The following is a 23,566-nucleotide window of genomic DNA, read 5'->3' as shown; positions in this document are numbered from 1 at the left end:
AGCTTTCCTTGCCGATGTTTCGATAACTATCTATATAGGAATGGTCATGTCGCGCATACAACTCGCCTTGCGGGTCGGTGACCTGGAAGGATCGATCTCCTTCTACACCAAGCTCTTCGGAACCGAACCGGCCAAGCGGCGATCCGGTTACGCCAACTTCGCCATCACTGAACCGCCGTTCAAGCTGGTCGTGCTGGAAGGCAAACCCGGTCAGGACACGGAGATGGACCACCTCGGCGTCGAGGTCGGCGACACCGAAAGCGTCAACGCCGCCACCCGGCGCCTGTCAGAGTTGGGCCTGCTCACCCAGGTGGAAAACGACACCACCTGTTGCTACGCCCGCCAGGACAAGGTCTGGGTCCACGGCCCCGGACGCGCGCCCTGGGAGGTCTACGTGGTCAAGGCCGACTCCGCGACCGCAGGTCAAGCCCCCGACCTCCGGACCGGGCCCGACGAGAAGCAAGCCATCTGCTGCACCTGACACCAAGCCGCCAGGGTTGGAAGGAAAACCTCCACCGCTTACACGCTCAACCAGCGAAGCTGCTAAACCACATTAAAGCAACAAAGGCTCCTGGCTGAACTGGAACGACCACCCGCGGCCGGGGTCAGTGCGCACCGTTCCAGGTGAAGGTGGCCACCGCGCCCGGGGGCAAGGTGTAGTCGAACGACTGGCCGTTGTGCCGGACCTTGAACGACTTTTCCTGGGTTCCGGCGTTCAGGGCCAGCAGCGCGATCGAACCGTCCGGGTTCTTGAAGGCGACCGACTCGATGTCATTGGGATAACTGCTGGAATCGATGCGCTGGGCACCCTGGCGGACGAACTTGCTTGCGTGGCCGAGCACGTAGTACTCGACGTTGTAGTCGACCTTGCCGCTACCGGTGTCTACCGTCACGACGCCACGGCACTTCGAGCAGCCGCCGTTGGTCGGGCCGTGGTTCTGGTCCAGCGCCATGTTCCAGAACGTCACGCCCTTCGCCCAGTTCCGGGTCGCGCCGATGATCAGGTTCTGGGTCTGCCACTTCAGGTTGTGCGCGAAGTCGGGGGCCCACTGACCGCCCGAGCATTCGGTCAACCAGATTCCCTTGTCCGGATGCGCCTGGTGCACCTGGTTCTGCGCGCCGACGTCGCCGTCGTAGCAGTGGAACGCCGAGCCCGCCACGAACCTCTTCGCGGCCGGGTCGTCGAGCACGTCGACCGGATAGTTCGGCTCGTTCCAGTTGTGGTCCCAGGCGAGGATCCGGGTGTCGATGCCGTTGGCCTTGAACTTCGGCCGAACCTCGTTCTTGATCAGCGCGGCCTGCTCCCCCGGGTCCATCCGCATCGAGGGGTACGCCGCCTCGTGGTGCGGCTCGTTCTGCAGCGTGATCGCGGCGATCGGCAGCCCCTCGGCGGCGTATGCCTGCACGTACCTGACGAGGTAGTCGGCGAACAGGCCGGGGCTTCCGGGGTCCAGCCGACCGCCGTGTAGCGATCCGCCGGTCTTCATCCAGGCCGGCGGGCTCCACGGGGTGCCGATGATCTTCAGTCCCGGGTTGAGCGCCTTGGCCTGCTTCAGGACCGGGAGGAGGTACTTCCGGTCGTGGGCGATGGAAAAATCGTTGAGGTCGCAGCAGGTGTCGTCGTAGGTGTAGTCGCCGTTGACCGTGAAGTCGCTGGCCCCGATCGGCTCGCGCAGCATGCTCAGCCCGATGCCGGTGTCCGGGGCGAACAGCTTCGCCATCAGCTCGTCGCGCCGGGCCGGGTCGAGCTTGTTGGCTACCAGCCATGCCGAGGAATCGGTGAACGCGGCACCGAAGCCGTCCATCGTCTGGTAGGTGGCGTCCTCGTCGACGTCCACAGTGGTCTCCGAACCATGATCCGGGCCGAAATGCACGCTCGGCTGCTGCTGCAAGAGCTTGCTCTGATCGCCAGTGGTCACCCAGACTTGGACCGCCGGCGCGGCGAGCCCCTGCTCCGCGAGCAGACCGCACGCGGTGGCCGCGGCCAGCACAAAGCTGACGACCAGCGCCATTCGCCGCCTCGCCCGGGGTACTCGGCTCATCAACGGGTTCCTTTGCTCATCGCCCTCTTTCGGGGCGGGAGGTGGCAGAAATCACTGCTCGCCCCCCGATCCCCGGCATTCTCCTCGACACGGCGCCGGGAGAGTTCGACCGTTCGGGGTCCGGTGAACTCTCCCGGCGGGTACCGGTCGCCGTGTTCGGGTCCGCATCGGACGCCGGTCAGGACTCGTGCGCCTCGTCCCCGTCGGGGACGGCGATGGGACGCAGCCGGGCCCAGCCGACGAGCGCGGCGGCGAAGACGAGCATACCGATGCCGACCCAGAGGTTGATGTTGATGCCATCTGTCTTGACGACGTCCTCGGCACCTGCCGTCGCGCCGACGGCGATGAGCACCACCGCGTAGATGCCGAACAGCAGCCCGATGATCGTTCGGATGTCGAAGGCACCCGCGGTGCCCGGATTTTTCGCCATGTCGGTTCCTTGTCAGCCGAAGATGATGTTGAGGGCGATGATGAGGACCAGGGCGATCCCGGCCAGCAGGCCCGGACGCCGGTACCAGCCGGCGTCCTCCCCGGTGGTAGCCGCCCGCAGGCTCGCCCGCGGCGTCAGCGCGTAGACCAGCCCCACCAACTCGGTCTCGGCCTTGGGCCGCGTCGCCAGCGACACCAGCACACTGACCACGATATCGACCACGAACGCCACACCCGCGCCCACGAAACTGGCCCCCTGCCCCGGCAGGTCCAGCACCCCGGTCTCCGACATCGCGAACACCACCACCGCCGAGACCGTGCCCAGCACCAGCCCCGACCAGCCCGCATGCGCCGTCATCCGCTTCCAGAACATCCCCAGGATGAACGTCGCGAACAACGGCGCGTTGAAAAACGAGAACAACTGCTGCAGGTAATCCATCAGGTTCGAATACCCCGCCGCGATGAACGCCGTGCCCACCGCCGCCAGCGTCGACCCCACCGTCACCCAGCGACCCATGTTCAAGTAATAGTGATCCGCCCGGTCACGCACCACATAGGACTGCCAGATGTCATAGGTGAACACCGTGTTGAACGACGAGAGGTTCGCCGCCATCCCCGCCATGAACGAGGCCAGCAACCCCGCCAACGCGATGCCCAGAATCCCGTTGGGCAACAGATCCCGCATCAGCAACAAGATCGCGTCGTTGTAATCCACACTGCCCGACCCCGTCTGCTTGAACGCCGCCAACTCCGGGATCAGCACCGCCGCGATCATCCCCGGGATCACCACGATGAACGGGATGAACATCTTCGGAAACGCCCCGATGATCGGCGTGCGCTGCGCCGCCGACATGCTCTTGGAAGCCATCGCCCGCTGCACCTCGACGAAATTCGTCGTCCAGTACCCGAACGAAAGCACGAACCCCAGCCCGAACACCAGCCCCACCACGCTCAGCACACTGTTGCTGAACCCGGTCAACTGAGTGCCCGGCCACGCCGAAAGCTGCTCGGCACCACCCGGACCCGCACTGACCTTGGCCACCAGGCCCTGCACCCCGCCGACCTTGACCAGCCCCACGATCGTCAACGGCAACAACGCCGCCACGATCACGAAGAACTGCAACACCTCGTTGTAAATCGCCGCCGACAACCCGCCCAGCGCCGTGTAGGACAACACGATCGCCGCCGCCAGCAACACCGACAACCACAACGGCCACCCCAGCAACGCGTTGACGATGCTGGCCAGCAAATACAGGTTCACCCCCGCGATCAGGATCTGCGCCACCGCGAAACTGATCCCGTTGACCAGATGCGCCGCCTTGCCGAAACGACGCAACATGAACTCCGGAACGCTGCGCACCTTCGAACCGTAGTAGAACGGCATCATCACCACGCCCAGAAACAGCATGGCCGGCACCGCACCGATCCAGAAGTAGTGCATCGTCGGCATCCCGTACTGGGCGCCGTTGGCCGACATACCGATGATCTCGATCGCACCCAGGTTCGCCGAGATGAACGCCAACCCCGTCACCCACGCCGGCAACGCCCGCCCCGACAGGAAAAAGTCGAGACTGGTGGACACCGCACGCCGCGCCAGATACCCGATACCCAGCACGAAAACGAAATACAACGCCAACAACGCAAAATCGACAGCGTTGGCATCGAGAAGCCGACCCTGGGCCAACACCTGAGTGTCCGCCCCTATTCCAGTGAACACAGTAGTCCCTCTTTTCACAGGACGTCGGCGCAGCGCGCCGGAAGACGCAGGAGCGGCCGGGTCGTCGTCGACGCCGGGTCAATATGTTGTCCGCTGCAACATATCACCCGATGGGGCGACACAGAAGGTTTCTGGATTGATCAAGAGCCTCCGGCGTGATCGCATCGCAATGCGCCCGTTTTCCCATCGCTACGGCGGTTTCGGCCGATCGGCTCAGCCGCTGGCCAGGAACTGCTCGAAGGCGAGTTCGGCGGCGCCGAGCAGTTTGCCGTCGCCGCCGAGTGAGGACGTGACCAGCTTGGTGCCGCCCATCGCGCGGCTGACCAGGCTGCGCTCGGCGACCAGCTTGCCGACGTGGTCGATCAACGTGCTCGGCAGCGCGGTGAACAGATCACCCAGCACCACCAGCTGCGGGCACAACAGGTTGACCACATTGCACAGTCCGATGGCCAGCCACTCGCCGAACTCCCCGAGCCGCTGCAACACTTCGTCCGGTTGCTGTGCCAACGCGTGTAGTTCTGCGACGATGACGCCGCGCGGCGAGTCCTCCGGCAGGTCCAGCACCCGGCTCAGCGCCCGCTCCCCTACCTCGGTTTCCCAGCATCCCCGGCTGCCGCAATAACACTCGTACCCGTTGGGGCGCACCACCATGTGGCCGAGCTCCCCGACGTACCCGCCGCTGCCCCGCAACGGCACGCCGCCGGAGATCACCCCGCCGCCCACGCCGACGTCGGCCCCGACGAAGACCGCGTCGGTCGCGCCCCGCGCAGCGCCGCGCAGGTGCTCGGCGAGCACGCCAAGCTCCGCGTCGTTGCCGACCTCCACCCGCCGGCCCCCCAGCGCGCCGGAAAGCCAGTTCCCGAGCGGCACTTCGGTCCAGTGCAGGTTCGGGGCCTCGCGCACCATCCCGTCCGCGCGGCGCACCACGCCGGGCGCCGACGCCCCGACCGCGACGACGTCGACGCCGGCCTCCTCGATCAGCACCGTGCTGTTGTCGACGATCTTGGTGAAGACCTCGCGCGGGTTCCGGGTGGCCGGGCGCAGGCTCCAGCTGCACCGATTGAGGATCTCGCCGCCAAGCCCGATCAACGCCATCGCGACCTGCTCGACCCGGATGTCCACCGCCAGCGTGACCGCCGCATGCGGCTGCGGCAGTACCAGCAGCGACGGGCGGCCGGCACCGCTGCGCCGGGCGGGCACCCGTTCCACGACGAGACCATCCCTGACCAGTTCGTCGACCAGGGCCTTGATGGTGCTGCGGTTGAGTCCCATCTCGGTGGCCAGCGCCGCCCGGGTACACGGCCCGCCGATGTGCAGCCGACGCAGCAATACCGCCCGGTTGTGCTGGCGCACCTCATCCGGCCGCGCTCCGGCGGTTGGTGTCGTGGTCAACTCGGCCGCATCCTCCGCTTGCTCCCGGCTTCCCATTCGGGAAAAGCTGTAGCACAGTGGCGACTTGCGCTGCGTAACGCGCTCCTCGGCTCAGCCTCCATGCTGCGCCGTCGAACGCCGCCTGGACAACGTGTCCGCCCCCGCGGCGGCAACCAGGACCAGCCCGGTGATGATGTTCACCGGAGCCGCCTGAAATCCGAGCAGGTTCAGCCCATTTTGGACCGTGGCGAGCACGGCGCCGCCGAGGATCGCATCATGCAAGCGGCCCTTCCCGCCGAACAGCGATGTGCCGCCGATGACCGCGGCACCGACCGCGAACAGCACCAGGTTGCCGTTGCCCGCGCTGCCGTCGACCAAGCCGACCTTGGAGCTGTAGACGATGGCGCCGAGTGCGGCGACCGAGGAACTGATGATGAACGCGCTCATCCGGATCTTGGCCACGTTCACCCCGGCCCGGTGCGCGGCGTCGCGGTTGTTGCCGACCGCGTGAACATGTCGGCCGTAGCGGGTTCGGTCCAGCACAAAAGTGCCGATTATCAGCAGCGCCAGGATGATCGGCACCACGAGGGGCACGCCGCGGATCGACGCCAGCTCCGGGTGCGGCGAGCGGTTCAGGGTCAGCAGGTACGTCGCGAGGCCACCGCACCCCAGCACCGCGACCACCTTCGTCGCGACCAGCACCGTGGGCTGCGCGACCAGCCCGTACCGCAGCCTGGTCAGGTGCCGGTAGCCCACCACGGCGGCATATCCGGCTCCGGCGATCAAGAACAGCAGCCAGCTCCCGGTCACGCTGAGGCTTCCGTTGGCGACGGCGAACAGCTCCGGGCTCTGCCGGATCGAGATGGTGCCGCCCGGCCCGACCAGCTGAAGCACCACGCCGGACCAGGTGATGAACAGCCCCAGCGTGACGATGAACGACGGGATCCGGACCTTCGAGACCGCGAAGCCGGTGACGCACCCGATCGCCGCGCCGACGCACACGGCCAGCAGCATCTCCAACCACGGATTCGCGCCCACGCCGGCCAACACCAGCACCATCGCCAGTGCGGAAAGCGCGGCGCCGAGCCAGATCCGCAGCAGCATCGCCAGCAGCGCCGCGACCGCAAGTCCCAGCACGAAGGCGAAATACACCGATCCGCCCATCGCGCCGAGCAGGTTCCCGTCGTTCTGGAAATGCAGCGCGAGCACGGATGCCGATACGCCGGAGGCGGTTCCGGCGGACAGGTCTATCTCGCCGATCAGGAGCACGTAGACGATGCCCATCGCGATGATCGTCTGCCCGGCACCCTGGTGCAGCAGGTTGGCCAGGTTGTTGAGGGTGAGGAAGTCGTCCGACAGCGCGGTGAACAGCACCAGCAACGCGGCCAGCGTCACCAGCGCGGGCAACGCGCCGAGGTCGCCGCGGCGGATCTTGCCGAGGTAGTCGCGCAGGGCCTCACCGGTGGCCTGAGAGGTGGTGTCGATGCCGAAGTCACGCAGCGCGGGTTCGGCCGCGCCGGTCGGGGTGTTCGTCATGCTTGTTCCTCGGCTCTCAGACTGCGGCGGGCCGGGCCAGGCCGAGATCGCCGGAACGCCCGGCGGTCATCAGCTCGACGACCTGGGCGTGGGTCAGTTCGCGGGTGGGCAGTTCGGCGGCCAGCCGCCCCAGGTACAGGGTGGCGATGCGGTCGGCAACCTCGAACACGTCGGTCATGTTGTGGCTGATCAGCACCACGCCAAGGCCCTGCTCGGCTAGCCGCCGGACCAGGTCGAGGACCTGCCGGGTCTGCGCGACGCCCAGCGCGGCGGTGGGTTCGTCGAGGATGACCACCTTGCTGTTCCACAGCACTGCCTTGGCGATGGCCACCGTCTGCCGCTGCCCAGCGGAGAGCGAGCCGACCTTCGCGCGCACCGAACCGACCGTACGCACCGACAACGAGCGCAATGTGCGCCGGGCCGCCAATTCCATTTCGGCCTCGTTGAGCAACATGGCCGGGCCCTGCTCGCGACCGAGGAACATGTTCTGCACGACGTCGAGGTTGTCGCACAGCGCGAGGTCCTGATAGACGATCTCGATGCCCAGCGCCGCGGCGTCGCGGGGCCGCTGGATGTGCACCGGACTCCCCTCGAACACCATCTCGCCGCTGTCGATGCGGTGCATGCCCGCGATGCACTTGACCAATGTCGACTTCCCGGCGCCGTTGTCGCCGATGAGCGCGGTGACCTCACCGGCTCGCACCGTGAAGTCCACCTCCCGCAGGGCGCGGACCGGGCCGAAGCTCTTGCTGACTCGGCGCAGCGCCAGGATCGGTTCGTGCACCGTGGACCTCCCTCGGTTCGGCCGCATTCAGGCGATGCCGAGCCGCCGGCACGCGCCCGCCAGCTCGCCGCCGCAGATCTCCTCGACCCGGACATGACCGGGGCCGAGCACCGACTTGATGTTGTCTCGCGTGATCAGCCGCGGCGCCAGCAGGATCGACTTGACCTCGCGCCCGGCAGCCGGGTCGGGCGTGCGCTGGTCGGCGAGGCCGTCGGCGGCAGCGATGTCGCCGCGGACGAGCGCGGCGGCCAGCTTCGCGGCCACGCCGGCTTCCTGCTGGATCGGCTTGAACACCGTAGACGACTGGTAGCCCTGCAAGATCGCCCGCAGGCCGTCGACGGTCATGTCCTGGCCGGTGACCGGAACCGCGCCCGCCAAGCCGTACTTCTGCAGCACCGTGATCACCGACGCGGCCAGGCCATCGTTGGCGGCCAGGACTCCGTCCACCCGGCCGCCGTTGGCGGTCAGCAGTTGCTCGAAGACCTGGCCACCGGCCTGGTTGTCCCAGCCGTCGACGAACCGGCTGCTCACCAGCCGCAAATCGCCCGCGGCGTAATGCGGGCCGAGCGTCTCGGCCTGACCGCCGTGCACCAGCATGGCGTTGTGGTCGGTCGACGCCCCGCCGATCTCAATCACCTGCGCGCCGGGCTTGTCGCGTAGCGCCGCCGCGAGCGCCTGGGCCTGGAGCTCACCGACCCGCTCGTGGTCGAAGCTGACGTAGTAGTCGGCGCTGCCGCCGACGTTGAGCCGGTCGTAGTCGATCACCGGCACGCCCTGCTGCTCGGCCTTCTGTTCCACCGTGGCTCCGGCATCGCCGCTGGGGGCCGCGATGATCAGCACCTGCACCCGTTGGCTGAGCAGGCCGTCGGCTATCTGGGCGAACTTCTGCGCATCGCCCTGGGCGTTCTGCACGATCGGCGTCAGCCCTTCCTGCCGCAGCGCCGCTTGCAGCATCGGTTGGTCGAAGTGGGCCCAGCGCGCGGAAGTCGCGGTGTCCGGCAGGATCACGCCGACCCGTGGACCGCCCGTCGGCGGCGCGATCTCGCCGGGGGCCGGTCGCCGCAGGCCGTTGTTGCCGCACGCGGTCATCAGCAACAGCCCGATGCCGCAGGCCATCGCGATCAACGCCGCAGGCGTTCTCCCCATTGAGAAGCCTTCCCACTCCTGAACCGAACCGAGCACCCCAAACGTTGCGGCTGACAACATACGACACCACACCGCCGGTCGAAGAATTGACCTGATCGATACAGCGCCGAAACTCGGCCGAATGGGCGCCTTCCGGCAACAAGATCCGATGGTATGTTGCCGTCGCCAACATTTTCGCGACCGGCCTACTCGCACCGCCGGTCGCTGCTCTCCCCACGGCAGCGCACACCCGCGCCCTCGCCCGGGCTGCCGCTTCGCACGCAGTTCCACCCCGTGGTCCGAATCCGGATGCAGAGGAGAACGGCATGACCCGTTGGTTCCCGCGCGCGGCCTACTCCCGACTCGCCCTGGTGCTCGCCGCCGTGGCCTGCACCGCCGCGGTCCCGCCCACCGTGTCCGCGGCGCCGGCCGCCTACCGCGACTCGTCGTTACCGGTCGCCTACCGGGTGGACGATCTGATGAGGCGAATGTCGTTACGGGACAAGATAGGCCAAATGACGCAGGCCGAACGTTCGGCCGCCGACTCGAACGCGGCGGCGGCCGCCGGCATCGGGTCGATCCTCAGCGGTGGCGGCTCAGCACCGTCGCCGAACACGGCGCAAGCCTGGGCCGACATGTACGACACCTACCAGCGTGCCGCCATCGCCACGCCGCTGGGCATTCCGATCATCTATGGCGTCGACGCGGTGCACGGGCACAACAACGTGCACGGCGCGACGATCTTCCCGCACAACATCGGGCTCGGCGCCACCGGCGATCCCGAACTGGTCGAACGCATCGGCCGGGCCACCGCCGAAGAAATCGCCGGTACCGGCATCGACTGGGACTTCGCGCCGTGCCTGTGCGTGGCCCGCGACGACCGCTGGGGGCGCACCTACGAGTCCTTCGGCGAAACCCCGGAGCGGCCCGCGGCGATGGCCTCCGTCGTGAGCGGCCTGCAAGGCACCAGCCTGGACGGTCCGGCATCCGTGCTGGCCACCGCGAAGCATTATGTCGGCGATGGCGGCACGACCGGCGGCGACGACCAGGGCAACACCGAAGTGAGCGAGCAAGAGCTCCGGGCCGTGCACCTGCCGCCCTTCCAAGCCGCGATCGAGCGCGGCGTTGGTTCCGTGATGATCTCCTTCAGCAGTTGGAACGGCGTCAAGATGCACGCCAATGACTACCTGATCAACGGGCTGCTCAAGGGCGAGCTCGGTTTCACCGGATTCGTCGTGTCGGACTGGCAGGCGATCGACCAGCTCGACGGTCAGGAGGGCTTCACCGCCGAGGAGGTGCGCACCTCGATCAACGCCGGTCTCGACATGATCATGGTGCCCTACGACTACCAGAAGTTCATGGACCTGCTGCGCGCCGAGGTCGAGGCCGGCCGGGTGCCGATGGCGCGCATCGACGACGCCAACCGGCGCATCCTGACCAAGAAGTTCGAGCTGGGCTTGTTCGAGCGGCCCTTCGCCGACCGCAGTTTCACCGGGACCATCGGGAGCCCGGAGCACCGCGAGACCGCCCGCGAGGCGGTCCGCGAGTCGCTGGTGCTGCTGAAGAACGACGGAAACGTGCTCCCGTTGGCCAAGGACGGCGGCAAGATCTTCGTCGCGGGCAAGAACGCCGACGATATCGGCAACCAGAGCGGCGGCTGGACGATCAGCTGGCAGGGCAGCAGCGGACCGATCACGCCGGGAACCACCATCCGGCAAGGAATCCAGCAGGCGGTGTCACCGGGTACCGAGGTGACCTACGAGCGCAACGGTTACGGCATCGACAACAGCTATCGCGCCGCGATCGCGGTGGTCGGCGAGACACCCTACGCCGAAGGCGCCGGCGATCGCCCCGGAGGACTCGGCCTGGACGACGAGGACAAGGCGATGCTGGCACGGCTTGAGAAGTCGGGCGTTCCGGTCATCGTGTTGACCGTCGCCGGCCGCCCGCTCGACATCGCGGCCGAACTGCCGGCGTGGAGCGCGCTCGTGGCCGCCTGGCTGCCGGGCACCGAGGGCGCGGGGGTCGCCGACGTCCTCTTCGGCGACCACGGTCCGACCGGCACCCTGCCGATGACCTGGATGGCCGGCACCGACCAACAGCCCATCAACGACGGCGACGGTCAACGGCCGCTCTTCCCGTTCGGCTACGGCCTGTCGTATTGACCACGTCAAGCGCCCCGTCACACGCCCGGCACCCAACTCCTTTTTGCCGACGCCGTCGACGAAGGCGCGTCAGTGGTGGGGGCCGTGCCGGCCGAGGGTCTCCACGGGGGTCGCGCCGGGGCGGGTCCACTGCGGCACGGGGCGGCTGGTCGGGCCCCAGGTGGCGTTCCCGTCCGCGTCCGAGCGCCAGGACCAGCACGAAGGGCGCCCCTCGGGCCAGCCCTCGGGCTTGTCCTCCCACGCCTCGCCGCGGCCGTAAGGCGTCCTGTCGAGCAGGCCCAAGGATCCGTTGACCGGCTCGTTGCCACGGCCCGTCGTGGAGTAGGTGAGGAACACGCGGTCGCCGTCGCGCAGGAAGCTGGTGATGTAACCCATGCTGCCGCCGACCGGCGCGTCCACGTCGCGCACCGAGTACCAGGGCTGGGTGTAGCCCATGAACTCGACGTAGGAGGCCACCTCGTCCCAGCGGCCCGTGGTCAGGATGGCGAACGAGACGCCGCGGGCGTTGAGGTAGACGGCGTCCTTCAGGTGCCAGGCCGTGGTGGTGCAGCCCTCGCACTGCCCCTGGTGCGGCGCGCCGTCGTACCACATGTGCTTGTAGACCACGAGCTCGTCGCGGCCCTGGAACAGGTCCAGGAACGGGACCGGGCCGTCGGGTCCGACGACCTCGACCGTCCCGTCGAGCTCCACCATCGGCAGCCGGCGGCGGGCCGCGGCGAGGGCGTCGCCCTCGCGGGTGTGGGCCTTCTCGCGGACCAGAAGCTCGTCACGGGCGGCCTGCCAGGTGGCCAGGTCAACGACGGGCGGGCGGCCGGGCAGCGTGGTGGTCGGGCAGCGTGGTGGTCGGGTCGTCCGGTGTGGTCGTCATGGTGTCCTCCGGGGTGTCTCGTGCCGGGCAGCGTCGTACGACGCCCTACAACGCCAGAACAGACCCGCGACCCGGCCAAAACTCATCGCGGCCGAGCCTGCACGGACCACGTCGGGCTGACAAAGTCACCGACTCGCTCTCAGCTTGTTGTTTAACCAGGTAGCGCTGGGGTGTGCCCCCGGTTGATCATGGAAGAAGCCCTTGGTTGATCATTCCTCTTGCGACAGAAGGAAGATCACAACCAAGGGCTTCGATGATCAGTGTGCACGACACCGGCCAGGCCGATGCGTTCGGGGAGCTGTCCGGGTTCCGCCGGCGGTTCTACGACGAGTGTCTGACCAGGCGGGGGGATGCGTTGTTCGAGCTGACCGACGCGGTGCTGTGCACTGCGGGGCCGGTGACCAGCCTGGCCGAACTGTCCCTTACCGCAGAGCATCGGCGCGGGCATGGCGCCGGCTACGACGCGATCAACCACGGCCGCATCGAGATCGACCGGTTACGCACCGCCCTGGCCGAGCTCCCCTTACCGCGCGCCGCGGACGGGCGGATCGCCCTGGCCGTGGACATCTCACCCTGGCTGCGTCCGGACGCCGCGTGCAGCCCTGAGCGGTTGTTCTGCCATGTCCATGGCCGCTCCCGTAGCGGCTCGCAGTTCATCCCGGGCTGGCCCTACTCCTTTGTCGCCGCGCTGGAGACCGGGCGTACCTCCTGGACGGCGATCCTCGACGCGGTGCGGCTGGGGCCCGCCGACGATGCCACCGCGGTCACCGCCGCTCAACTGCGTGAGGTCGTGGGCCGGATCATCGACGCCGGACACTGGCAGCCTGGCGATCCACACATCCTGATCGTGGCCGACGCCGGCTACGACGTGACCCGGCTGGCCTTCGTTCTGGCCGATCTGCCCGTCGAGCTGGTGGGCAGAATCCGTTCCGACCGCGTCATGCTGCGGCCCGCACCGCCCCGGCCGCCGGGGACCATCGGGCGTCCGCACAAGCACGGCGGCGTGTTCACCCTGGCCGACCAGAACAGCTGGCATGCCCCCGACCACACCACCGACACCGACACCACCCGCTACGGACACGCCCAGGCGCGGGCCTGGGACCGGCTGCACCCGCGCCTGACCCACCGCGGCCCCTGGCTGGACCATGAGGGCGAGCTGCCCCTCGTCGAGGGCACCGTGATCCGTTTGCAGGTCGAACACCTGCCCGGCGATCGGGACCCCACACCGGTGTGGCTGTGGTCCTCGGTCACCGGCGCCAGCGCCGAGTTGGTTGATCTGCTCTGGCAGGCGTTCCTACGCCGATTCGACCTCGAACACACCTTCCGACTTCTCAAGCAAACCCTCGGATGGACCCGCCCGAAACTGCGGGCACCCGACTCGGCCGATCGCTGGACCTGGCTGATCCTGGTCGCCCACACGCAACTACGCCTCGCCCGCCCCATCACCGAAGACCTTCGACGCCCCTGGGAAAAACCGGTCACCGAGCCCCGCCGGCTGACTCCCGCCCGCGTCCGGCGAGGGTTTCGCAACATCCGCGCGAAGGCCGGTCACCCGGCAGCCGCACCGAAACCCTCCCGACCCGGTCCCGGACGCCCACCCGGCTCCCCCAACACCCACCGCGCCACCCGTCACGATGTCGGCAAGACCATCAAACGCAACCTCACCCTCCAACAACACCAAAACCGCACAGGTTAAACAACAAGCTCAGGTCGTGGCGGGCAGGATTCGTCCGGAGACCTCGCCGAAGCCGATTCGCGTGCCGTCGGTGCCGGGCGCGGTGGCCGTGATGGTGACCTCGTCACCGTCCTGGAGGAAGGTGCGTTCTTCCTCGCCGATGCGGACCGGTTCCTTGCCGCCCCAGGTGAGTTCGATGAACGCGCCGCGCTGGTCCTTCTCCGGTCCCGAGATCGTGCCGGAGGCGTAAAGGTCGCCGGTGCGGCTGGTGGCGCCGTTGACCGTCAGGTGCGCCAGCATCTGGGCCGGGGACCAGTACATCTCCCGGTACGGCGGGCGGGACACCTCGTGGCCGTTCCAGGACACCGCCAGGTCGATGTCCAGGCCCCACGGTTCGCCCTCCTGCAGGTATGGCAGCGGTTTCGGGTCCTGGACCGGCGTCGGCACGCGGGCGGCCTCCAGCGCCGGCAGCGGCACCACCCACGCCGAGATCGAGGTGGCAAAGCTCTTGCCGAGAAACGGGCCCAACGGCACGTACTCCCATGCCTGGATGTCGCGGGCCGACCAGTCGTTGACCAGCACCGCGCCGAAAACCTGGGTGGCGAAGTCCGCCGTGTGAACCGCCGCGCCCAATTCGGAGCCGGTGCCGACGATGAAACCGAGCTCGGCCTCGATGTCCAGGCGGCGGCACGGGCCGAACGTCGGTGCGTCTTCGTCGGGCGCCTTGCGCTGGCCGTTGGGCCGGACGATGTCGGTGCCCGACACCACGACCGTGCCACTACGCCCGTGGTAGCCCACCGGCAGGTGCTTCCAGTTCGGCATCAGCGGTTGGGCATTCGGCCGGAACAGCCGGCCGAGGTTCGACGCGTGATGCTCGGAGGCGTAGAAGTCGACGTAGTCGGCGACCTCGATCGGCAGGTGCATGGTCACCTCGGCGACCGGGTGCACCGCATCGTCGGGCACGTCGCCCGAGACGAGCTCGGTGATCTGCTGCCGCACCCGAACCCACCGGGCATGACCCTGCGCCATGAATTCGTTCAGCCGCGGCTGCGTGAACACGTCGTCGCCCAGCGCTACCGCGAGGTCCACAACGGACTCGCCGACGCGGACACCGACTCGTGGCTTCTTGCCGGGGGTGGAGAACACGCCGTAGGGCAAGTTGGCGAGCCCGAAGAGCGAGTCTTCGGGGATGTCGATCACGGTCACGAAGCGAACTCCTTCTCCGTCCAGGACTGCGTCTTTCAAGCCGCACCGCCACGCGGCCCGCGCACACGACTTGCACCGCCGCGCAAACGACCGCGAGATCAGGCGCTGAGTACGGCGGCCGGCACCAGGCCCAGATCCACCAGCTCGGTCAGCGGCTCGATGATGCTGCAGGTGCCGAAGGACAAGAACCGCTCGCGGGCCGCCGCAACCCGCGAGCCGTCGAGATTCGCGACGCGCTCGGCGATCTTGTGCGCATCACGTTCGGCGAGCAGTGCGGCGATCTCGGATTCGTCCGCGAAGTCCAGCGCCGCATCGGTTGCCAACAGCAGGTTCAGGTAACCGTGCTGCTCGAAACCGGTAGTGGGGTCGGTATTGCGGATCGCGTGGTGCAGTCCCGCAGTGGCTTTGAACGGCACCTGCGCGTCGACGACCGCCCGGATCGCATTGGCCAGTTCGGCCTCACCCGGGTACAGCTCGGCCCGCACCCCGCCGGTGCGGAACTTTGCCTGGTACCCGGTGGATGCGCAGGTGGCGATGACTTCCGCGCGACGCCCGTCGCGCGGCACCTCGACAAACACGGCCACGTCAGCGGCCATCGCGCCCGCCCGGTCGAGCTCGGCGAAAAAATCGGCCGGTGCCTGACCGGCGGGAACCGCGACCTCCAACGCGCGCAACCGGACCGGCAGGGACTCGGCCGCCGCGACCACGGCCGGGAGCTGTTCCGGTCCGTTCGGCGCGGTGACGGAGAGGTCGAACCGGTCACCTGGTCCGAGCAGCGCGGCAAGCTCGGTCAACACTGGTGCCGCGAGCACCAGCGGGCCGACCAGCTCGGCATACGGCGAGGCCGCGTGCCGTTGGTGCGCCGCGACTGCCTCCGGTAGGGGCGCCAGGCCCGGTGGGAACACCGCGGCGTCGTCGCACAACGACTTCGCGAAGGCGGGCACGGTCACTGCTTCGGCCCCCGTCCAGCCCAGGTCCAGGCGTAGCCAGGATCCTCGGCAGCCCGGCCGCCCTCGCCGAGCTCCAGCGGGCGGAAGGTGTCGACCATGACCGCCAGCTCGTCGAAGAACTCGACCCCGATGCTGCGCTCGTAGGCCCCCGGCTGCGGCCCGTGCGAATGCCCGCCCGGGTGCAGCGAGATCGAGCCCTGCCCGATCCCGGATCCCTTGCGTGCCTCATAGTCCCCGCCGCAGTAGAACATCACCTCGTCGGAGTCCACATTGGAGTGATAGTACGGCACCGGGATCGACAACGGGTGGTAATCGACCTTGCGCGGCACGAAGTTGCACACCACGAAGTTGTTGCCCTCGAAGACCTGGTGCACCGGCGGCGGCTGGTGCACGCGACCGGTGATCGGCTCGAAGTCGGCGATGTTGAAGGTGTACGGGTACAGGCACCCGTCCCAGCCGACGACGTCGAACGGGTGCTCCGGGTACACGAACCTGGTGCCCACGATGCCGGCGCTGCCGCGGTGCTTGACCAGCACCTCGACGTCGGAGCCCTCGGCCAGGACCGGTTCGGACGGGCCGTGCAGGTCGCGCTCGCAGTACGGCGAATGCTCCAGCAGCTGCCCGAATTTCGACAGGTATCGGCGCGGCGGCGTGATGTGCGAGTTCGCCTCGATGCAGTACGCCCGCACCGGCTCGTCACCCTGGGGCAGCCAGCGGTGCGTGGTCGCCCGGGGCAGCATCACGTAGTCACCCTGCCGGAAGGGCAACGCACCGAACACGGTCTCCACGACGCCCGAACCGGATTCGATGTACACGCACTCGTCGCCGATTCCGTTGCGGTACAGCGGGGAGGTTTCGCCCGCGACCACGTAGGAGATCCGCACGTCGGCGTTGCCCAGGACCAGCCGACGGCCGGTGACCACGTCGTAGCGTTTCCACTCGGTGCCGCCGAAGAGCTCGTGCAGCTTCAGGTGTCGCGGTCGCAGCGGGTGGTTCGGCTCGGTGCCCAGGTCGGGCAGCTCCCAGACGGACGAGTCGACCAGCGCCGATGGGAGGTTCCGGTGGTAGAGCAGCGACGAGTCGCTGGTGAATCCCTCCTCCCCCATCAGCTCCTCGTAGTACAGGCCCCCCTCCGGCCCGCGGTGCTGGGTGTGGCGCTTCGGCGGCACCTCGCCGACCTGCCGGTAGTACGCCATTGACCTCGCCTCCTCGCAACGGTCCACGGGCCGCCTGCGGCCCCGGGCGCATTTAGTTAATGTATTTACTATCCATCGGTGGCGCAACATCCACGGATCAGTTGCGGCCGCGGATATCGAACTGGTCGCGGTTGGTGATCAGCTTGTCCAGAAACATGATCAAAATGCGCTGCTCGGTCTCGGTCAGCACGCTCGTCCACTCGTATTCCCGCTCATTCTGCGACCGGAACACTTCGACCATTTCCCGGTGTCCGCGTTCGGTCAGCGACAGCAGCACCGAACGCCCGTCGTGCTCGCCCGGCGCCCGGTCCAGCAAGCCGTCGGCGACCAGCGTCTTGGTCAGGTTCGACACCGCGGCCCGGCTCATCCCGGTCAGCTCGGCCGCCTTCTTGGCCTCCAGCGGTCCCGCCAGCCAGGTGACGAACAGCAGCCGGAAGCCCGACCAGGACCGGCCGCGCGGCCGGTGCACCGACGCCTCCAGGTCGTAGGTGACGATGTTGGACGCCCGGTTCAGCGTCAGCAGCACCTCGGTGGCCAGCTGGTGCCGGAATCCGTGCTCCGTCGCCAGCCGGTGGTTCGCCAGCTCGACGAAGGACCAGAAGTCCAGCTCGTCCGAGGCCATCGCCACTCCCGTCGCCAAACTAATCAATGCCTGAACTATTTCAGGTATTGCCGCGAATCACCACCCACCTGAGCCGTTTCTCAGCCGGGAAGCGGTTCTCAGCGTTATCTCAGCTCCCTTCCGACACTCTTGATCGCAGGACTCGACAGGAGGTTCGAATGAAACGCAAGAACGTGGCCTACACGGCGGCCGCCGGCACCGCGGTGGGTGTCCTGGGCCTGACCATGCTCGCGCTGCCCGTCGGCGCGGGTGCTGCCCCGGCCCTGCCCCAGGTGGCGCCGGAGCAGTTGGTGGAGTCGGTCATGCGAGCCACCCCACCGGCGCTGACCGGCACGGTGGAAGTCGACAACAACCTCGGGCTGCCCGCGATCCCGGGGGCCGGCCAGTCCTCCGAAATGCTCGCCAACGGCACCAGCCAATTCCGGGTGTGGGCCGATGGCCAGGGCCGCCACCGCGTCTCGGTTCCCTCGTCCCACGGCGAGATGACCGTCGTCAACGACGGCTCGACGGTGTGGAAGTGGGACTCGGGCGAGCAGAAGGTCACCCGCTCCCCCGAGCGCGCGCCGGAGGCCGCCGACCACAAGGCCCCGGCCGACCCCGCGGCGGCGGCCCGCGAGATCGTCGGCAAGATCCGCCAGACCAGTGATGTCAAGGTGGACGGCACCGCCAGTGTCGCCGGCCGCGACGCCTACGAACTGGTTCTCACCCCGAAGCCGACCGAACGCACGGTGCTGCGTGAGGTGCGGGTCGCGGTGGACGCGGAGAAGCGCATCCCGTTAGAGCTCTCGGTGCTCACCAACGGTTCGAACGACCCGGCATTGCAGGTGGGCTTCAGCAGTGTCGACATGAGCGCCCCGGACCCGGGCCTGTTCAAGTTCACGCCGCCGGCGGGCGCGAAGGTGGAGGACGGCAAGGCCGAGCATGGGCCACAACAGCCCCGTCAACACCCGCAGGGCAAGGTCGTCGGGGACGGCTGGGACAGCGTCCTGGTGACGCAGCTCCCGCAGCAGCAGCCGCAGAAGCCGGAGAAGGGGCAGGACCTGCGGCAGGTCGCCGAGCGGACCGGCAAGCCGGTCAGCGGCCCGTGGGGCAATGGCTGGGTCATCGGCACCGCGGCAGGCAACGCCCTGCTGACCTCCGATGGCCGCGTCGCGGTCGGCGCGGTGCCGGAGCAGGTGCTCACCGCCGCCCTCGGCGAGGCGTGATGACAAGCGCAATCGAAGCGGTGGGGGCGGCTGCGGCCGCCCCCACCGCGGGGGATCTCGCCGCACGCACCGTCGGGCTGCGCAAGACCTACCGCCAGACCGTCGCGGTGGCGGGCGTCGACCTCGCGGTGCCCAGGGGCGGAGTGGTCGGGGTGCTCGGTCCCAACGGTTCGGGCAAGACGACCACGATCCGGATGCTGCTCGGGCTCACCGCCCCCACTTCGGGCACGGTGGAACTGCTGGGCCACCGGTTGCCCGAGCACAGCGGCCGGGTGTTGCCGCGGGTCGGTGCGCTGGTCGAAGGGCCCGGTTTCCACCCGTTCCTGTCGGGCCGCGACAATCTGCTCCGGTGCGCGGCGATGGAACCGGCGCTGCGTGGCCCGGAAATCCGCCGGGTGGTCGAACAATCCCTGGAGCGGGTCGGGTTGGGCGCCGCCGCGGGCCGGAAGTACCGGGGATATTCGCTCGGCATGAAGCAGCGGTTGGGACTGGCCGCGGCGCTGCTGGTGCCGCGCGAACTGGTGGTGCTCGACGAGCCGACGAACGGCCTGGACCCGGCGGGCACCCGGGAGATCCGCCGGATCATCGCCGAACTGCACGCGGCGGGCACGACGGTGCTGGTGTCCTCGCACCTGCTCGCCGAGATCGAGGCGACCTGCACGCATGTCGCGGTGCTGCACCGGGGTTCGCTGGTCGCGCAGGGCGAGCTCGCCACCATGCTGGAGTCCGGCGCGCCGCATCTCCTGGTGTCCACCCCCGATGGTTCCGGTGCGGTCGACACCTTGCGCGGCAACGGCGTGACGGCACGCGAGGAGAACGGGGCGGTCCGCGTCGATTTGTCCGACCTGGATTCCGCGGAGGTCGTCGCGATGCTTGTCCACGCCGGTGTGCCGGTCCAGGAGGCACGCCGGGCCCGGACCGGCCTGGAAGACCTGTTCGCCCGGCTGACCGAGGAGGAAATGTGACGGCGATCGATGCTGCGGTGCCTGCACCGGGGCCGACACGGACCTCCGCCCCGCTCGGCCGCGTCCTGCTCGCCGAACTGCGGTGGGTGCTGCGCCGTCCGCGCAACCTGCTCGCGCTCTTGATGCTGGCGGGCCTACCGGTGCTGCTCGGCACCGCGATCGCTCTCACCGGCGGTCCTGGTGGTCGCGGCGGCGATTCGGTGCTCGCCGCGGTGGCCGGGAACGGCCTGGTACTGCCGGTCGCGGCGCTCGTGCTCGCGCAGACGTTGCTGCTGCCGCTGGTGGTGGCGATGGTCGCGGCGGACGCGCTGGCGGGTGAGTCGGCGCACGGAACCTTGCGCGGCCTGCTGCTCGCGCCGGTCGGCCGGGTGCGGTTGGTCGGTGTCAAGGCATTCGGCGTGCTGGTGCTGGCGGTGCTGGCGGTGACCGTCCTCGCGGTCAGCGGTGTGCTGACCGGATTGATCATCGTCGGTGGCGACGGCCTGGTCACGCTGTCGGGCACCACGCTGCCGATCGGTTCGGCGCTGGGACGGGTGGCGCTGGCGGCCGGGTGGTCCGCGGTGCAAATGGCCGCCATCGGAATGATCGCGCTGGCGATCTCGTCGCTCACCGAACACCCACTGGTGGTCATGGCCGCCACCGTGGGCGGTCTGATCATCTTCGGCGTGCTCGGCACGATCCCGGCTCTGGACTGGCTGCAACCGGTGTTGATCACCACCGACTGGTCGGCCGTGATGGACGTGCTGCGCGACCCGATCAGCAGCGACTCCCTGATGACCGGCCTGCTTCGCGCCGGTTGCTACCTGCTCATCGGCCTGTCGGCCGCCATCACCCGCATGGTCACCAAGGATGCCTGACGGTGCGGAGGCAGCTGGCCTCCGCACCCCGCACCAACGCACCCCGCATCAACGCAGGAGTGCCGCCTGAAGCTCCAGCCACGCGGCCCGGAGTAACAGGCGCGTCGTGCCGGCTCGGTCCCAGGATGCTGTCTTGCCGCCCTGTCGAGGTGATCGTTGCAGCCTGATGTGGCGCACGTCGAACCTTTCATCCCGCCGAGCCGGACGCCATTCACGCCCGTCCCGATCCCCGACGCCTGGCAAGACCCCGTTGTCCCGCCAGGCCACACGTCGTCGCGAGCCGCGCCCGTCCGAATCGTGCGACGGAGACATTGGTGGTTACTCGCCGGTTACGCAAGGAAAATTTTCGCCGCGCGTCCCGGTCCGCCGAGCCCGCAATGCCCCGGCACCGACCGGCTTAGCCTCGCGCGACCAGCGTCGATCTCGTTCCGCTCGGCGCGCACCCGGAGTGGGCGCGGCACAGATCCGGCAAAGTTCCGGATCGACGCACCACCCGAGTGGTTGGCGCCAGACGTCCCGACCGACCGCTCGCCGAGCTTCGTACGACCTCGCCGTGATCGCGCGGAAACAGGGCCACTCTCTGACCGCACGAATAAGCCCCGCCCGATCGGCGCAAGGATTATGAGCGCCCTTCTGCTCTAGTTCCCGTCCTCGGGCGGTGACCCGGACCCGGCCGGGCCCCACCGGGCGGGGTCTCCAATATCCTCGGTTCGGCATACCAGACACCTTTGGGTACCGCCGACGTCTACATAGAAGGGGTGCCATGGAATTCCGCCATCTCGGTCGCAGCGGCCTGGTCGTCAGCGAGATCGCCTACGGCAACTGGCTCACCCACGGATCCCAGGTCGAAGAGGACGCCGCGACCGCGTGCGTCCGAGCGGCACTGGACGAGGGAATCACCACCTTCGACACGGCCGATGTCTACGCGGAAGGCCGCGCCGAGGCCGTGCTGGGCCGCGCGCTGAGCGGTGAACGCCGCGAGGGCCTGGAGATCTTCACCAAGGTCTACTTCCCCACCGGACCGGGCCGCAATGACCGCGGCCTCAGCCGCAAGCACATCATGGAGTCCATCGACGCCTCGCTGCGGCGACTGCGGACCGACTACGTCGACCTTTACCAGGCACACCGCTACGACCCCGAGACCCCGCTGGAAGAGACCCTGGAGGCATTCGCCGATGTGGTCCGCGCCGGGAAGGCGCTCTACATCGGGGTTTCCGAGTGGACCGCCGAGCAGATCCGCGCGGGGCACGAGCTGGCCCGCGAGCTGCACGTGCCGCTGGTGTCCAGCCAACCGCAGTACTCGGCGCTGTGGCGGGTGATCGAGGACGAGGTGGTGCCGACCTCGGAGGAGCTGGGCATCGGGCAGATCGTCTGGTCCCCCATCGCCCAGGGCGTGCTCACCGGCAAGTACCTGCCCGGCGCGCCTGCGCCCGTGGGTTCCCGCGCCACCGACGAGAAGGGCGGCGCCCATTTCGTTACCCGTTTCCTCCGCGATGAGGTGCTGGAACGGGTGCAGCAGCTCAAGCCGCTGGCCGAGCAGGCTGGTCTGTCGCTGGCGCAGCTGGCGGTGTCCTGGGTGCTGCAAAACCGGAACGTCTCGGCAGCCATCATCGGTGCGTCCCGCCCTGAACAGATCGCCGAGAACGCCGCGGCGGCAGGGGTGAAACTGGACGCCGATCTGCTGCAACGCATGGAGGAGATCCTGGCTCCGGTCGCCGAACGCAACCCGGCCAAGACCGCCGAAAACGCGCCGAAGACCCGCAAGTGACCGGGTAAGCGCAATGCCGCACAACGCAACCTGGACGATGCGGTGGGTTGCGCGCCCGAGGTGATCGATACCCCAACCAAGGGAGGACAACTGTCCGAAGTGGACGATCGGGGGGTATTGCTCAGGTATTCCTCGAACTCGTCGGCGATGACCGTCATTGGCTCATCAGGTCGCACGGGCCGCCCGCGAAACGCGGCCCGTCGCGCCCGCCGAAGTTGCCCCGTGCTGCGGTAAGTGCTGCACTTGCCGCTCGGAGACGTTGCCGGGGGGCGAGGGCGATGACCGAGGCGGCCGAACCAGTTTTCGACAACCTGCGCGCGATGTTCATCAACTGCACGCTCAAACGATCACCAGAGCGCAGCAACACCGAGGGCCTGCTCGACCTCAGCGCGGACATCATGCGGCGTAGCGGCGTCGAGGTCGACAGCATCCGGGCGATCGATCACGATATCGCCGTTGGCGTGTGGCCGGACATGACCGAGCACGGCTGGGCCAGCGACGAATGGCCGCAGCTCTACCGGCGGGTGCTGGCCGCGAACATCCTGGTGCTGGCCGGCCCGATCTGGCTCGGCGACAACAGTTCGGTGATGAAGCACGTGATCGAGCGGCTATACGGCTGTTCGTCGCTGCTCAACGATGCCGGTCAGTACGCCTACTACGGTCGCGTGGCGGGCTGCCTGATCACCGGCAACGAAGACGGCGTCAAGCATTGCGCGATGAACGTCCTCTATAGCCTCCAGCACCTTGGCTACACCATCCCGCCGCAGGCCGATGCGGGCTGGATCGGCTCGATCGGCCCGGGACCGTCCTATTTGGATCCCGGCTCCGGGGGCCCGGACAACGACTTCACGAACCGCAACACCACCTTCATGACCTACAACCTCATGCACGTCGCGGCGATACTCGACCGGGCAGGCGGGATTCCCGCCTACGGCAACCAACGCACGGAATGGGATGCGGGCTGTCGTCCACAGTTCGAAAACCCCGAACACCGCTGACCCGATGTCGTGCGCGGCCGTCGCAGTCGCTGGAGCCACACCATTCAGGCTCGGCGGGTACGTCACCGGCTCTGCCGTGACGCGACG

General features: G+C 68.3%; 20 protein-coding genes. 8 read left to right on the top strand and 12 right to left on the bottom strand.

The annotated features are described in order from the left end of the window. Positions 1–46: 46 nt before the first annotated feature. Positions 47–481 (top strand): ArsI/CadI family heavy metal resistance metalloenzyme, encoded by a 435-nt coding sequence (locus tag BJ970_RS27415; protein WP_184729630.1) that lies wholly within the window; start codon positions 47–49, stop codon positions 479–481. A 124-nt stretch (positions 482–605) separates the two neighbouring features. On the opposite strand, the gene BJ970_RS27410 is transcribed toward BJ970_RS27415, so the two are convergent. The 7 genes from BJ970_RS27410 to BJ970_RS27380 form a co-directional block, all read right to left on the bottom strand. Next, positions 606–2,042: a glycoside hydrolase family 30 protein gene (locus BJ970_RS27410; protein ID WP_221468281.1), complete on the bottom strand. Its 1,437-nt coding sequence runs from the start codon at positions 2,040–2,042 to the stop codon at positions 606–608. Positions 2,043–2,220: 178 nt separating this feature from the next. After that, on the bottom strand, positions 2,221–2,472 hold the full coding sequence (locus BJ970_RS27405; protein WP_184729628.1) for a hypothetical protein: 252 nt from the start codon (positions 2,470–2,472) through the stop codon (positions 2,221–2,223). Between the two features lie 12 nt (positions 2,473–2,484). Continuing rightward, positions 2,485–4,158, bottom strand: a complete 1,674-nt coding sequence (locus BJ970_RS27400) for a sodium:solute symporter family protein (RefSeq protein ID WP_184729091.1) — start codon at positions 4,156–4,158, stop codon at positions 2,485–2,487. 243 nt (positions 4,159–4,401) lie between these two features. Continuing rightward, entirely contained in the window at positions 4,402–5,616 is a 1,215-nt protein-coding gene (locus tag BJ970_RS27395; protein ID WP_246471862.1) for an ROK family transcriptional regulator, read from the bottom strand. A gap of 54 nt (positions 5,617–5,670) precedes the next feature. After that, positions 5,671–7,095 carry a sugar ABC transporter permease gene (locus BJ970_RS27390; RefSeq protein WP_184729626.1) on the bottom strand — a complete coding sequence of 475 codons (1,425 nt, stop codon included), beginning with the start codon at positions 7,093–7,095 and terminating at the stop codon, positions 5,671–5,673. Between the two features lie 16 nt (positions 7,096–7,111). After that, a complete protein-coding gene (locus BJ970_RS27385) occupies positions 7,112–7,879 on the bottom strand; it encodes an ATP-binding cassette domain-containing protein (RefSeq protein ID WP_184729624.1) in 768 nt (255 codons plus the stop codon). A 27-nt stretch (positions 7,880–7,906) separates the two neighbouring features. Next, on the bottom strand, positions 7,907–9,025 hold the full coding sequence (locus BJ970_RS27380) for a sugar ABC transporter substrate-binding protein (RefSeq protein WP_184729622.1): 1,119 nt from the start codon (positions 9,023–9,025) through the stop codon (positions 7,907–7,909). A 305-nt stretch (positions 9,026–9,330) separates the two neighbouring features. Here BJ970_RS27380 and BJ970_RS27375 point away from each other — a divergent pair, with 305 nt between their 5' ends. Further along, positions 9,331–11,169, top strand: coding sequence for a glycoside hydrolase family 3 protein (locus BJ970_RS27375; protein ID WP_184729620.1), 1,839 nt, complete (start codon positions 9,331–9,333; stop codon positions 11,167–11,169). A gap of 69 nt (positions 11,170–11,238) precedes the next feature. Here BJ970_RS27375 and BJ970_RS27370 read toward each other — a convergent pair whose 3' ends face one another. After that, positions 11,239–11,988, bottom strand: coding sequence for a DUF899 domain-containing protein (locus BJ970_RS27370; protein WP_184732292.1), 750 nt, complete (start codon positions 11,986–11,988; stop codon positions 11,239–11,241). 311 nt (positions 11,989–12,299) lie between these two features. Between BJ970_RS27370 and BJ970_RS27365 the strand changes: the two genes are divergently transcribed. After that, the gene (locus BJ970_RS27365; protein ID WP_312864619.1) at positions 12,300–13,733 is read left to right on the top strand and encodes an NF041680 family putative transposase; all 1,434 of its coding nucleotides are present in this window, start codon (positions 12,300–12,302) and stop codon (positions 13,731–13,733) included. A 9-nt stretch (positions 13,734–13,742) separates the two neighbouring features. On the opposite strand, the gene fahA is transcribed toward BJ970_RS27365, so the two are convergent. The 4 genes from fahA to BJ970_RS27345 form a co-directional block, all read right to left on the bottom strand. Beyond that, complete coding sequence (fahA, locus tag BJ970_RS27360) at positions 13,743–14,918, bottom strand: fumarylacetoacetase (protein ID WP_184729616.1); 1,176 nt, start codon at positions 14,916–14,918, stop codon at positions 13,743–13,745. A 98-nt stretch (positions 14,919–15,016) separates the two neighbouring features. After that, positions 15,017–15,868 (bottom strand): hypothetical protein, encoded by an 852-nt coding sequence (locus BJ970_RS27355; protein ID WP_312864489.1) that lies wholly within the window; start codon positions 15,866–15,868, stop codon positions 15,017–15,019. After that, the gene (locus tag BJ970_RS27350; protein WP_184729614.1) at positions 15,865–17,064 is read right to left on the bottom strand and encodes a homogentisate 1,2-dioxygenase; all 1,200 of its coding nucleotides are present in this window, start codon (positions 17,062–17,064) and stop codon (positions 15,865–15,867) included. The genes BJ970_RS27355 and BJ970_RS27350 overlap by 4 nt, the downstream gene beginning before the upstream one ends. Positions 17,065–17,161: 97 nt before the next feature. Next, on the bottom strand, positions 17,162–17,686 hold the full coding sequence (locus BJ970_RS27345) for a MarR family winged helix-turn-helix transcriptional regulator (RefSeq protein ID WP_184729612.1): 525 nt from the start codon (positions 17,684–17,686) through the stop codon (positions 17,162–17,164). A 158-nt stretch (positions 17,687–17,844) separates the two neighbouring features. Between BJ970_RS27345 and BJ970_RS27340 the strand changes: the two genes are divergently transcribed. The 5 genes from BJ970_RS27340 (at position 17,845) to BJ970_RS27320 (ending at position 23,479) form a co-directional block, all read left to right on the top strand. Beyond that, positions 17,845–18,891 carry a LolA family protein gene (locus tag BJ970_RS27340; protein WP_184729610.1) on the top strand — a complete coding sequence of 349 codons (1,047 nt, stop codon included), beginning with the start codon at positions 17,845–17,847 and terminating at the stop codon, positions 18,889–18,891. Continuing rightward, positions 18,891–19,856, top strand: a complete 966-nt coding sequence (locus BJ970_RS27335; protein WP_184729608.1) for an ABC transporter ATP-binding protein — start codon at positions 18,891–18,893, stop codon at positions 19,854–19,856. Before BJ970_RS27340 ends, BJ970_RS27335 begins: the two co-directional genes overlap by 1 nt. Next, a complete protein-coding gene (locus BJ970_RS27330; RefSeq protein WP_312864488.1) occupies positions 19,853–20,713 on the top strand; it encodes an ABC transporter permease in 861 nt (286 codons plus the stop codon). Before BJ970_RS27335 ends, BJ970_RS27330 begins: the two co-directional genes overlap by 4 nt. 763 nt (positions 20,714–21,476) lie before the next feature. Further along, positions 21,477–22,481 (top strand): aldo/keto reductase family protein, encoded by a 1,005-nt coding sequence (locus tag BJ970_RS27325; RefSeq protein WP_184729606.1) that lies wholly within the window; start codon positions 21,477–21,479, stop codon positions 22,479–22,481. 278 nt (positions 22,482–22,759) lie between these two features. Beyond that, positions 22,760–23,479 (top strand): flavodoxin family protein, encoded by a 720-nt coding sequence (locus BJ970_RS27320; RefSeq protein ID WP_184729604.1) that lies wholly within the window; start codon positions 22,760–22,762, stop codon positions 23,477–23,479. Positions 23,480–23,566 lie beyond the last annotated feature (87 nt).

The organism is Saccharopolyspora phatthalungensis (assembly GCF_014203395.1).
In the GTDB taxonomy this organism is placed as follows: Bacteria; Actinomycetota; Actinomycetes; order Mycobacteriales; family Pseudonocardiaceae; genus Saccharopolyspora; species Saccharopolyspora phatthalungensis.
Note: the sequence above shows the minus strand (reverse complement) of the source record. Positions and strands in the feature narration are given on the sequence as shown.

What these genes read in the sequence shown, in the direction of transcription:
- BJ970_RS27375 (WP_184729620.1), top strand. Translation starts at nt 9,331, where the DNA reads ATGACCCGTTGGTTCCCGCGCGCGGCCTACTCCCGACTCGCCCTGGTG.
- BJ970_RS27325 (WP_184729606.1), top strand. Translation starts at nt 21,477, where the DNA reads ATGGAATTCCGCCATCTCGGTCGCAGCGGCCTGGTCGTCAGCGAGATC.
- BJ970_RS27380 (WP_184729622.1), bottom strand. Translation starts at nt 9,025, where the DNA reads ATGGGGAGAACGCCTGCGGCGTTGATCGCGATGGCCTGCGGCATCGGG.
- BJ970_RS27350 (WP_184729614.1), bottom strand. Translation starts at nt 17,064, where the DNA reads ATGGCGTACTACCGGCAGGTCGGCGAGGTGCCGCCGAAGCGCCACACC.
- BJ970_RS27415 (WP_184729630.1), top strand. Translation starts at nt 47, where the DNA reads ATGTCGCGCATACAACTCGCCTTGCGGGTCGGTGACCTGGAAGGATCG.
- BJ970_RS27395 (WP_246471862.1), bottom strand. Translation starts at nt 5,616, where the DNA reads ATGGGAAGCCGGGAGCAAGCGGAGGATGCGGCCGAGTTGACCACGACA.
- BJ970_RS27345 (WP_184729612.1), bottom strand. Translation starts at nt 17,686, where the DNA reads ATGGCCTCGGACGAGCTGGACTTCTGGTCCTTCGTCGAGCTGGCGAAC.
- BJ970_RS27320 (WP_184729604.1), top strand. Translation starts at nt 22,760, where the DNA reads ATGACCGAGGCGGCCGAACCAGTTTTCGACAACCTGCGCGCGATGTTC.
- BJ970_RS27335 (WP_184729608.1), top strand. Translation starts at nt 18,891, where the DNA reads ATGACAAGCGCAATCGAAGCGGTGGGGGCGGCTGCGGCCGCCCCCACC.
- BJ970_RS27390 (WP_184729626.1), bottom strand. Translation starts at nt 7,095, where the DNA reads ATGACGAACACCCCGACCGGCGCGGCCGAACCCGCGCTGCGTGACTTC.
- BJ970_RS27410 (WP_221468281.1), bottom strand. Translation starts at nt 2,042, where the DNA reads ATGAGCCGAGTACCCCGGGCGAGGCGGCGAATGGCGCTGGTCGTCAGC.
- BJ970_RS27340 (WP_184729610.1), top strand. Translation starts at nt 17,845, where the DNA reads ATGAAACGCAAGAACGTGGCCTACACGGCGGCCGCCGGCACCGCGGTG.
- BJ970_RS27405 (WP_184729628.1), bottom strand. Translation starts at nt 2,472, where the DNA reads ATGGCGAAAAATCCGGGCACCGCGGGTGCCTTCGACATCCGAACGATC.